Raw genomic sequence first — 10,604 nt, 5'->3', positions numbered from 1 at the left:
GCCGGAGCAGCTAATGAGGAGCGGCAAGTGAATCACCCGCCTGATCACCACTCCCAACCTAGAATCTCTGTAAGTACTTGATTTTCAAGTTCTTTCAGCGCTTCGTCGCTGGGAGTGGTGCGCATTATAGGGAGTTTAAATTGGCCGTCAACGACTAATTTAAACTTTCTTCAACCGGCGGTCGGTCGACTGCGCAATCGAGGCAGCTGACGAGCTATCGGGGGCATGCGCAGGAGCATCAGCACAAGCCCTACGACTGCATAGATCGCCCAGCGCTCCAGATCAGACCGCACGACCCACAGCATATGCAACAACCCCAAACCGAGGATGACATATATCAGGCGATGCAGTTTCTTCCAGCTCGCCCCCAGCTTTCGCATGCTGTAGCGGTTGGAAGTGATAGCCAGGGCCAGCAACCCGAGGAACGCCGCGAAGCCGACAATGATGTAGGGTCGCTTGCTCAGCTCTACTCCCAATTGGGCCCAGTCCAACCCAAGGATGAAGACGGCATAGGCACTCAGGTGCAGCACTATATAGGTGAAGCACCAGAGACCCAGCTGGCGGCGAACCTGTACCCAGCCACCCCACCGGGTAACTTTCTGCAGAGGCGTCATCGCCAGGGTAATGAGCAACAGGACGAGACCGCCCTGGCCCAGCCTGTCCACCAGCGCCTTGCCTGGGTCCGGCCCCAGGTCGAAGATCCAAGCCTGGTACAACCAGAAGAGTGGCGGCGCCAATGCAGCCAAAAATACGCCGGCCCGCCAGAACGGATAGCGCATCAGTAGTCCTTCCTCAGATCCATGCCCGCATAAAGCGAAGCGACCTCATCGGCATAGCCGTTGAACATGAGGGTAGGACGAACATTGGGGCTGAATAGTCCACTGGGCAGACGACGTTCGCGCGCCTGGCTCCAGCGCGGATGGTCCACCGTCGGATTGACGTTGGCATAGAAGCCATACTCGTCCGAGGCCAGACTCTGCCAGGTAGTCTTCGGCTGCTCCTCGACGAAGCTGATCCGCACAATGGACTTGGCTCCCTTGAAGCCGTACTTCCACGGCACCACCAGACGCAGCGGCGCCCCGTTCTGGTTCGCCAGTGTCCGGCCGTACATGCCGACAGCCAGAATCGCCAGGGGATGCATCGCCTCATCCATACGCAGCCCTTCCACATAGGGCCAGTCGATCAGGGCGAAGTTGGATTGCACACCCGGCATATCCTTGCGATCCACCAGGGTTTCGAAGCGCAGGTATTTCGCCTTGCTGGTCGGTTCGACCCGCTTGATCAGCTCGGAGATCGGAAAGCCGATCCACGGAATGACCATCGACCAGGCCTCGACACAGCGCAGTCGGTAGACGCGCTCCTCCAACTGATAGGGCTTGATGAAGTCCTCGAGCGCGTACTTGCCGGGTTTACCCACCTCCCCATCGATCACTACGGACCATGGCTCGGTCTTCAGGGCACCCGCATTGGCAGCCGGATCACCCTTGTCCGGGCCGAATTCGTAGAAATTGTTGTAGGTGGTCGCGTCCTTGAACGGTGTGATGGCTTCATCTTTTACCGTGACGGCGTCCCAGCGTGTAGCGGCGAGCTTTTCCGTGAGCCAGGAAGGCGCAGCCGCTTCGGCGACATCGGCATAGCGACCGCTCTCGGCAAAACTCAGACGCGGCAATCCGGATAGAGCCGCAGCCGCCATCGCACCACCGAGAAAGTGGCGACGGGAGAGATAGAGGGATTCGGGCGTGACTTCCGATTCGTGGCAATCGGAAAGGCGGGACGACTTGATCAGCATGACGGGCTCCGCAACAACTGGCTGTATGCGCCAGTAGACTGCGGAGCCCGCTGGAAATTACACGGCAGGCGGCTGCTTGCGACGGCGCAATTGCAACAAGTATTGCACCGGGCCGGAGGTTGCGTATGCAAGGAACAGCAGGAGCAGGATGCGCGGCGGGTCGGTGAAGACCACGGCGAATGCCAGCACCACTACCAGGATTGCCATGAACGGCACGCGGCCGCGCAGGTCAAGATCCTTGAAGCTGTAGTACTTGATATTGCTGACCATCAGCATGCCGGCGGCAGCGACCATCAGCGCAACCAGCAGGGAAACCTTGGCGCCCTGAACGTCGAAGTCGGCGAACGCCCACACCGTACCGGCAACCAGCGCCGCAGCAGCCGGGCTGGCCAGACCGATGAAGTAGCGCTTGTCAGCCTTGCCCACCTGGGTATTGAAGCGCGCCAGACGCAGGGCGGCACCAGCAACATAGATGAAGGCGACCATCCAGCCGACCTTGCCCAGGCTGCTCAGCGCCCACTCGAAAGCGACCAGCGCCGGAGCGACACCGAAGGCGACCATGTCGGACAGCGAGTCGTACTCGGCGCCGAAAGCACTCTGGGTATTGGTCAGACGGGCCACACGACCGTCAAGGCCGTCGAGGACCATGGCGACGAAGATGGCGATGGCGGCGTTGGAGAAATCGCCGTTCATGGCATTGATGATGGCGTAGAGGCCGGTAAACAGTGCCGCGGTGGTGAACAGGTTAGGCAGCAGGTAGATGCCGCGATGACGAACCTTGCGACCTTCGGCGTCATGGCCCTCTTCGATGTGCTCATCAATGGGCAGCAGACTTTCTTCGGTGTCGGAAGCCTTGTTCGGCTCCTCGTGACCTTCACTCATGGACGATTCCTTGAGAACTCGTTGAGGCTGAGATTTGCCGGTGCACGCTTTTGCGTGGACACGTCCGGCACCCCCGCTTTATACCAGATCACCGCCCCTAAACGAAAAAACGCGGCAAGCGCCGCGTTTCCTCGTTTGTCGAAAGGACCTTAGTTCTTGGTCTTGTCGACGATCTTGTTGGCAGCAATCCACGGCATCATGGCGCGCAGTTGCTCGCCGATGACTTCGATGCCGTGAGCGGCGTTGTTGCGGCGCTTGGCGGTCATCGACGGGTAGTTGGTAGCGCCTTCGGAGATGAACATCTTGGCGTATTCGCCGTCCTGGATGCGCTTCAGAGCGTTGCGCATGGCCTGACGGGATTCGGCGTTGATCACTTCCGGACCGGTTACGTACTCGCCGTATTCGGCGTTGTTCGAGATCGAGTAGTTCATGTTGGCGATGCCGCCTTCGTACATGAGGTCAACGATCAGCTTCAGTTCGTGCAGGCACTCGAAGTAGGCCATTTCCGGAGCGTAACCGGCTTCGACCAGGGTTTCGAAACCAGCTTTCACCAGCTCGACGCAACCGCCGCACAGAACGGCCTGCTCGCCGAACAGGTCGGTTTCGGTCTCGTCCTTGAAGGTGGTTTCGATGATGCCGGTACGGCCGCCGCCAACGCCGCAGGCGTAGGACAGAGCGACGTTCTTGGCATTGCCCGAAGCGTCCTGGTAGATCGCGATCAGGTCGGGGATGCCGCCGCCTTTCACGAACTCGGAGCGTACGGTGTGGCCCGGGGCCTTCGGCGCGATCATGATCACGTCGAGGTCAGCGCGCGGTACGACCTGGTTGTAATGGATGGAGAAGCCGTGGGCGAAAGCCAGGGTGGCGCCTTTTTTCAGGTTCGGCTCGATCTCGTCCTTGTACAGACGGCCCTGGAACTCGTCCGGAGTCAGGATCATGACCAGGTCGGCAGCGGCAACGGCTTCGGCCACTTCGGCGACTTTCAGGCCGTGGTTCTGAGCCTTGGCAACGGAAGAAGAACCCGCACGCAGGCCGACGGTGACGTCGACGCCGGAGTCTTTCAGGTTGCAGGCGTGGGCATGGCCCTGGGAGCCGTAACCGATGATGGCAACTTTCTTGCCCTGAACGATGGAGAGGTCACAGTCTTTATCGTAGAAAACGCGCATTTGGGTAATCCCCTGTCAGTTGGCCTCGTGGGCCGTATTTCAAATCAGATGCTGAGAGTCTTGTCGCCACGGGCAATACCGGTGACGCCGCTGCGGACAACTTCAAGGATCGACGCGGTGCCGATGGCCTGGATGAAGCTGTCCAGCTTGTCGCTGGTGCCGGCCAGCTGCACGGTGTAGACGCTGCTGGTGACGTCGACGATCTGTCCGCGGAAGATGTCGGTGGTGCGCTTGACCTCGGCGCGCTGGGCACCGGTGGCCTTCACTTTCACCAGCATCAGCTCGCGCTCGATGTGTGCGCTCTCCGAGAGATTCACCAGTTTTACCACCTCGATGAGCTTGTTGAGGTTCTTGGTGATCTGCTCGATGACTTCGTCCTGACCGGCGGTGGTCAGGGTCAGGCGCGACAGCGTCGGATCCTCGGTCGGGGCGACGGTCAGGCTTTCGATGTTGTAGTTGCGCTGGGAGAACAGTCCGACGACGCGGGACAGCGCGCCGGGTTCGTTTTCCAGCAGCAGGGAAATGATGTGTCGCATGATCAGGTACGCTCCGTCTTGCTCAGCCACATGTCGCGCATCGCACCACCGCGGATCTGCATCGGGTAGACGTGCTCGCTGGTATCGACCTGGATGTCGAGGAAGACCAGGCGATTCTTCATCGCAAAGGCTTCTTCCATCATCGGCTTCAGGTCCTTCAGGTCGGTGATGCGCATGCCGACGTGGCCATACGCTTCAGCCAGCTTGACGAAGTCCGGCAGCGATTCCATGTAGGAGTGCGAGTAGCGGCTGTTGTACTGCATGTCCTGCCATTGGCGGACCATGCCCAGCGCACCGTTGTTCAGGTTGACGATCTTCACCGGCAGGTCGTACTGCAGGCAGGTGGACAGCTCCTGGATGTTCATCTGGATGCTGCCTTCACCGGTCACGCACGCAACGTCTGCGTCAGGGAAGTTCAACTTCACACCCATGGCGGCCGGGAAGCCGAAGCCCATGGTGCCCAGGCCACCGGAGTTGATCCAGCGATTGGGCTTGTTGAAGCGGTAGTACTGCGCCGCGAACATCTGGTGCTGACCTACGTCGGAAGCGACGAAGGCATCACCGTTAGTGACTTCGCAGAGGGTCTCGATCACGGTCTGCGGCTTGATGATGCTGCCGTCGCCCATGCTGTAGGGGAACAGGCCACGGGTGCCACGCCATTCCTCGATCTGCTTCCACCAAGCGGCCTGGGCTTCCTTGTTCGGGGTCTCGCCGATTTCCTTGAGGATCGCGACCATTTCGGTCAGGACGCTGTCCACCGGACCGACGATCGGGATGTCGGCCTTGACGGTCTTGGAGATCGAGGCCGGATCGATGTCGACGTGGATGATCTTGGCGTTCGGGCAGAACTTTGCTGCGGTCTCGCCGTTGATCACGCGGTCGTCGAAACGCGCGCCGACGGCAAAGATCACGTCAGCGTGGTGCATCGCGAGGTTCGCGGTGTAGCTGCCGTGCATGCCGAGCATGCCGACGAACTGGCGATCGGTACCCGGATAACCACCCAGCCCCATCAGGGTATTGGTGACCGGCACGTTGAGCATGCGCGCGACTTCAGTCAGCGGCTCAGCGGCATTGCCCATGATCACGCCACCACCGGCGTAGATGATCGGGCGCTTGGCGGCGAGCATCATCTCGGCGGCCTTGCGAATCTGGCCGGAGTGGCCACGGACCGCGGGGCTGTAGGAGCGCAGCTTCACTTTCTTCGGGTAGTTGTATTCGAACTTCTGGGTCGGGTCGCCCATGTCCTTCGGAATATCGATCACCACCGGGCCGGGACGGCCGGACTGGGCGATATAGAAGGCCTTCTTGATGACCTCCGGGATTTCCGACGGGTGCTTGATGATGAAGCTGTGCTTCACGATCGGGCGGGAGATACCGACCATGTCGGTTTCCTGGAACGCGTCGGTGCCGACCATGTTGCTCGCCACCTGGCCGGAGATCACCACCATCGGGATGGAGTCCATGTAGGCGGTGGCGATGCCGGTGACGGCATTGGTCGCGCCGGGACCGGAGGTCACCAGCACCACGCCCGGCTTGCCGGTGGCGCGCGCATAGCCGTCGGCCATGTGGGTAGCGGCCTGCTCGTGGCGAACCAGGATGTGGGTTACTTCGTTCTCTTTGAAGAGAGCGTCGTAGATATGCAGGAGGGCACCGCCCGGGTACCCGTAGATGTACTTAACGCCTTCGTCACGCAGGGAGCGGACGACCATTTCAGCGCCGGATAAAAGTTCCACGTTGTCACCTCTAGAACGCTATATACGGAAACCCCCAACGTGGGGGACCGACTTGGATGGCTGCCCGGCAGACATGGGCGAATGTAATCGCCGGCTACGTCGACTGCCGATTGAGCAGAACCTGGAGACACTCCTGTTTGTGTTACGGAGAGCCTCCACCCAGCGCGAGGTAACGCGAAACAGGGTGAAACTTTGCGGCGCGGGTAGCACCTCTTGTCTGCCGAGTAAAACCAGCTTGCGGCCGGCCCACTGCAGCGAACCTTGGATTCTTCTGAAACGAAGCGGCCAAGTCAAGCCATATATGGCTTTGAATGAAGCGGGGATGTGAACTTTCTCAGAGTGAATAAGCCCACGATTTGGTTATAGTTACCGACAGACTCCGCACCCCAAGGATCGACAAAGCATGCGACGGACGATTTTCATGGGCAGCCTGCTGCTCGCACTGGCCCCGACCGTGATGGCCGCGCAGGTCTACAAATGGGTCGATGCCCAGGGCATCACCCACTTCGGGGCACAGCCACCGGAGGGCGCGAACGCCTCTGCCGTCAACACCAGTACCGCCCAGCCCAAGGCCACCAGCAACTTTCCGCCGCCCGCCGTTTCCAAATCGGCACTGCCACCCAGCGACGACGAAAAGCAGAAAGCAGCGGACGAGAAGGTGCGCCAGGAAGTGGCGCAACAAGAAGCCGAGCGCATCAAGCAGTGCGAACTGGAGCGTACCAACCTGGCGCAACTCAAGAACAACCCGCGCGTTCGAGTAGATGATGGTAATGGCGACGTTCGCCGGATCACCGAAGAAGAACGTCAGGCACGCATCGCAGCCAGCGAGAAGAACATTCGCGAGAACTGCAACTGACGCCAGCTCAGGGCGTCGGGCTGATCAGCTGGTCGAAGGCGCCGAGCGCATCGAGCAGACCAGCCACCCGCGCGCCCTCATTGGCATAAGCCATTTCTGCAATGGCCCGGATGCCCGAGGCAGTGGGCAGGTCCGCACCGCTCTCGATGATCAGCTTCATCCGCGGCAGAAATATCCACTGCAGCCACTCCTCCAGCGCCAGCGTATCCACGCAGAAAGGCTCGACGCTGGAAAGCCTGTCCGTCGACGGGCTTTCGCTTCCCCACAGACCGATTGCACGCATCTCCCGCTCGATCAGCAACAACTGATCGGCGACGGCCAGCACGCGCCCGTCCATTACAGGGTCACCTTGGCTTTCTGCCGTGCCTCGGCGGCGCCAGCGGCATTGCCCTGCTGGTCACGACACTTGGCAATCAGATCCCACAGACTGGCCTGCATGGTCGGGCGACCGTTGGCCAGCGACAGGCCACGCAGCGCCACCTGTTCAGCTTGCGCGGCATCGCCCTGGGCCAGGCGAACCTGGGCCAGCTTGTAGAGCACCTGCGGCTCGCGCGGAGCAATGCGCTGGGCGCGCTCCAGGCTGGCGGCAGCGCCATTGAGATCGCCACCACCCTGCTGCTGCGAGGCGGAGGTGAGCAGCGCCAGCACCGGCCCATCCAGCTGCTCGTCCGCCGAAAGGCCGGAATTGCTCGACGGGATGCCGGAAGGCCCCTGGTAGTTCTGGGTGATCGGCGCAGCCTGCTGAGCCTGATTGATCGGCTGCTGGTAGGTCTGCGACTGGAAGCCACCATTGGAGGTGATGCCACCACTGGTGGAGATTGGCTGCTGCGAGTAGCTCGATCCCGTTGCTCCCGGCGACGTGGTCATCGGCGAGGTGCTGATCGGCGCGGCGCCGCTCTGCGCCGGGAAGGTCTGGATCGGCGCCATGCCGGCGTCCTGCGGGACCATCACGGTAACGCCGGAGTCACCCTGCGGGATGCTCTGGCCGGCACCGGCACGAACTGGCGCCTGGGTATTGCCACCGCTGCGGCCAACGCGCTCCGAGTTGGAGACGGAGGTACCGGAGTCCTGCACGGGAATCGCACCCTGCTGCGGGGTCGCACAACCGGACAGAAGCGCCAGAGTCGCCGACGCTGCAAACCAAGCTTTTCTCACTTCCAATCCTCTTGCATCAGTTCAACCAGCCGCGCACCCAGTCCATGACTTCGCCGGCTGGCGTCTGGTTTCCGCAACCTGCGCCCAGCGCAGGTTCGCTTCCACGAATATAAGGCATCTGTACTGCGCCCGGGCAGTTGGCGTCAGTGCCCTGCCCGGTATGCGGATCGACCCAGGCCTGCACGACATTATCCGGCATCGGCATGTCCAGCGGCGCAGGATTGGCCTTGCGCATGAAGCTGGTCCAGATCTGCAGCGCGCCGGTCGCACCGGTGAGCGGCGTCTTGCCGTTGTCGTCGCGGCCGATCCACACCACCGCCAGCAAGTCCTGGCCGAAACCGGAGAACCAGCTGTCGCGAGAATCGTTGGTGGTACCGGTCTTGCCCGCCAGGGTCAGGGACGCCGGCAACTGGTTGTAGACCGAGCGCCCGGTGCCTTCGCGCATCACGCGCTGCATGGCGCTCTGCAGCAGGTAGATGGCGCCCGGATCGAAACGCTGCTGGACCTGGAACGGATAGCGCTTGAGCGGCTGACCGTCTGCCGCCAGCACACTGCGGATGCTGCGCAGCGGGGTATTGAAGCCGCCACTGGCAATGGTCTGGTACATGGTCGCCACCTGCATCGGGCTCAGCGCACCTGCGCCCAGCAGCATCGACGGATAGGCCGGCCAATTCGGCGACACGCCCAGGCGCTCCAGCGTCTTCAGGACGTTCGGCACGCCCAGATCAAGGCCCAGCCTGGCCGTGGACAAGTTCAGCGAACGCGCCAACCCCTGGTAAAGGAAGATGGTGCCGTTGGCGGTGCCTTCATAGTTCTTCGGCGTCCACACCTGACCATCCTTGCCCTTCACCTGGAACGGCTGGTCCTGGATGTAACTGGTCAGGGTGTACTGGCTCGGACGCTCCAGCGCGGTCAGGTAGACCGCCGGCTTGACCAGCGAACCGATCGGCCGCACCGCATCTACCGCACGATTGAACCCGGCGAAGCGCGGGTCACGGCTGCCGAGCAGCGCCTGGATTTCGCCGGTTTCCGGGTTGGTCACGACCATCGCGGTCTCGGTCTCGGCGACGCCCTTGCGGCCTTCCAGGCGCTTGAAGGTTTCGCTGACGGCGGACTCGGCCTTCATCTGCAGGATGGGGTCGAAGCTGGTGAAGATCCGCAGGCCTTCTTCGGTCAGGTCCTCGTCGCGATAGTCCTCGCGCAACTGGCGTTTCACCAGGTCGAGGAAGGCCGGGTAGGAGCTGTTGGCCATGCTGCCCTGGGTGGTCACACCCAGCGGCGCCTGTTTGGCGGCAGCCGCTTCCTGGGCGGTGATCACACCCTGCTCGGCAAGCACGTCGAGCACCACGTTGCGGCGTTCCAGCGCACGTTCCGGGTTCCGGCGCGGATTGTAATAGGAAGGCCCCTTCACCATGCCGACGAGCAAAGCCACCTGGGGCAGCTTCAGCTCCGACAGCGGCTGGCTGAAGAAGTACTGGCTGGCGAGGCCGAAGCCATTCACCGAGCGCTGGCCGTCCTGGCCGAGGAACACCTCGTTGAGGTAGCCCTCGAGGATTTCACGCTTGTCGTAATGCAGTTCCAGTAGCACCGCCATCATGGCTTCGGTGAGCTTGCGCGACAGGCTGCGCTCGTTGGTCAGGAAGAAGTTCTTCACCAACTGCTGGGTCAGCGTACTGCCACCCTGGCGCAGCTGGCCGGCGCTGGCGTTAACCCAGACCGCACGGGCGATGGACTTGATCGAGACCCCGTGGTGGGTCCAGAAGTCGCGGTCCTCCACGGCCACCAGGGTATCGATCAGGTACGGCGGCACCTGGTCCAGCTTGATCAGGATGCGGTCTTCGTTATGTGCCGGGTACAGGCCGCCGATCAGCAGCGGCTCCATGCGCGCGACGGCGAGGTCGCCACCGTTGGCGCGGCTCAGGCCGGCAACGTAGTCGCCGGAGAAGCGCACGCGAATGCGCTGCGCGGGCTCGGCGCCTTCATAGAACTGGAAGCCACGGGTATTGAGGTCGACAGCGTTGCCGGACACCGACACTGCGCCAGGGCCTGCGACCGAAGTCTCGCGGCGATAGCCCAGCGCATCCAGCTCGCGCAGGAAGTCGTCCTTGCCCAGTTTCAGGCCGACGAACAGCTCCAGCGGCCGGGCGTAGACCTTGGCGGGAATGGTCCAGCGCTTGCCGGAGAATTTCTCCTGGACAACCGCATCGAGGTACACGGCAAAACCGGCCAGCACCACGACACCAACCAGACCGAGCTTGAGAGCCCAGCCCAGCCACTTGCGCATGGCAGGCGACGATTTGCCGCTTTTTTTACGAGGTTTGGAAGATCGGGGACGCGTCATGGCGGCGCATTATACGTACTTTGTCCACAGGAGACAGACGCCGCTCCAGCGGGCGTCCGGGCTTGATGCGAACTGCCGCGCATCCAACAAGAACGGCAGTGGCCGAGCTATGACCCCGCGATGGCCATTTGGTTGCCAGCCGGCTG

Annotated in this window: 10 protein-coding genes; 1 reads left to right on the top strand and 9 read right to left on the bottom strand. The window is 61.9% G+C overall.

What is annotated here, in order from left to right:
* Positions 1-170 precede the first annotated feature (170 nt).
* From msrQ to A6723_RS03585, 6 genes are all read right to left on the bottom strand, one after another.
* Positions 171-779: a protein-methionine-sulfoxide reductase heme-binding subunit MsrQ gene (msrQ, locus tag A6723_RS03610; RefSeq protein WP_054910815.1), complete on the bottom strand. Its 609-nt coding sequence runs from the start codon at positions 777-779 to the stop codon at positions 171-173.
* On the bottom strand, positions 779-1,789 hold the full coding sequence (gene msrP / locus A6723_RS03605; RefSeq protein ID WP_054910814.1) for a protein-methionine-sulfoxide reductase catalytic subunit MsrP: 1,011 nt from the start codon (positions 1,787-1,789) through the stop codon (positions 779-781). The genes msrQ and msrP overlap by 1 nt, the downstream gene beginning before the upstream one ends.
* A 57-nt stretch (positions 1,790-1,846) precedes the next feature.
* A complete protein-coding gene (gene pssA / locus A6723_RS03600) occupies positions 1,847-2,671 on the bottom strand; it encodes a CDP-diacylglycerol--serine O-phosphatidyltransferase (protein ID WP_017516328.1) in 825 nt (274 codons plus the stop codon).
* A 149-nt stretch (positions 2,672-2,820) separates the two neighbouring features.
* Positions 2,821-3,837: a ketol-acid reductoisomerase gene (gene ilvC, locus A6723_RS03595; RefSeq protein ID WP_017516327.1), complete on the bottom strand. Its 1,017-nt coding sequence runs from the start codon at positions 3,835-3,837 to the stop codon at positions 2,821-2,823.
* 44 nt (positions 3,838-3,881) lie between these two features.
* A complete protein-coding gene (ilvN, locus tag A6723_RS03590; RefSeq protein ID WP_017516326.1) occupies positions 3,882-4,373 on the bottom strand; it encodes an acetolactate synthase small subunit in 492 nt (163 codons plus the stop codon).
* A 2-nt stretch (positions 4,374-4,375) separates the two neighbouring features.
* Complete coding sequence (locus tag A6723_RS03585) at positions 4,376-6,106, bottom strand: acetolactate synthase 3 large subunit (RefSeq protein WP_024767184.1); 1,731 nt, start codon at positions 6,104-6,106, stop codon at positions 4,376-4,378.
* 403 nt (positions 6,107-6,509) lie between these two features.
* Between A6723_RS03585 and A6723_RS03580 the strand changes: the two genes are divergently transcribed.
* Positions 6,510-6,962 (top strand): DUF4124 domain-containing protein, encoded by a 453-nt coding sequence (locus tag A6723_RS03580; RefSeq protein WP_054910813.1) that lies wholly within the window; start codon positions 6,510-6,512, stop codon positions 6,960-6,962.
* Positions 6,963-6,969: 7 nt separating this feature from the next.
* On the opposite strand, the gene A6723_RS03575 is transcribed toward A6723_RS03580, so the two are convergent.
* Genes A6723_RS03575 through mrcB form a run of 3 tightly spaced genes read right to left on the bottom strand, consistent with a single transcriptional unit; the run spans position 6,970 to position 10,458 of the window.
* Complete coding sequence (locus tag A6723_RS03575) at positions 6,970-7,299, bottom strand: YqcC family protein (protein WP_054910812.1); 330 nt, start codon at positions 7,297-7,299, stop codon at positions 6,970-6,972.
* A complete protein-coding gene (locus A6723_RS03570; RefSeq protein ID WP_054910811.1) occupies positions 7,299-8,117 on the bottom strand; it encodes a tetratricopeptide repeat protein in 819 nt (272 codons plus the stop codon). Before A6723_RS03570 ends, A6723_RS03575 begins: the two co-directional genes overlap by 1 nt.
* A gap of 16 nt (positions 8,118-8,133) precedes the next feature.
* Entirely contained in the window at positions 8,134-10,458 is a 2,325-nt protein-coding gene (mrcB, locus tag A6723_RS03565; RefSeq protein WP_139092881.1) for a penicillin-binding protein 1B, read from the bottom strand.
* Positions 10,459-10,604 lie beyond the last annotated feature (146 nt).

The sequence above is a fragment of the Pseudomonas sp. AU11447 genome (assembly GCF_001672555.2).
Classification (GTDB): Bacteria; Pseudomonadota; Gammaproteobacteria; order Pseudomonadales; family Pseudomonadaceae; genus Pseudomonas; species Pseudomonas nitroreducens.
The sequence above is the reverse complement of the archived record's forward strand: the minus strand, read 5'-3'. Positions and strand labels throughout refer to the sequence as shown.

Coding starts and splice junctions, on each gene's coding strand:
- pssA (WP_017516328.1), bottom strand. CDS start 2,671: ATGAGTGAAGGTCACGAGGAGCCGAACAAGGCTTCCGACACCGAAGAA.
- A6723_RS03575 (WP_054910812.1), bottom strand. CDS start 7,299: ATGGACGGGCGCGTGCTGGCCGTCGCCGATCAGTTGTTGCTGATCGAG.
- msrQ (WP_054910815.1), bottom strand. CDS start 779: ATGCGCTATCCGTTCTGGCGGGCCGGCGTATTTTTGGCTGCATTGGCG.
- mrcB (WP_139092881.1), bottom strand. CDS start 10,458: ATGACGCGTCCCCGATCTTCCAAACCTCGTAAAAAAAGCGGCAAATCG.
- ilvN (WP_017516326.1), bottom strand. CDS start 4,373: ATGCGACACATCATTTCCCTGCTGCTGGAAAACGAACCCGGCGCGCTG.
- ilvC (WP_017516327.1), bottom strand. CDS start 3,837: ATGCGCGTTTTCTACGATAAAGACTGTGACCTCTCCATCGTTCAGGGC.
- A6723_RS03580 (WP_054910813.1), top strand. CDS start 6,510: ATGCGACGGACGATTTTCATGGGCAGCCTGCTGCTCGCACTGGCCCCG.
- msrP (WP_054910814.1), bottom strand. CDS start 1,789: ATGCTGATCAAGTCGTCCCGCCTTTCCGATTGCCACGAATCGGAAGTC.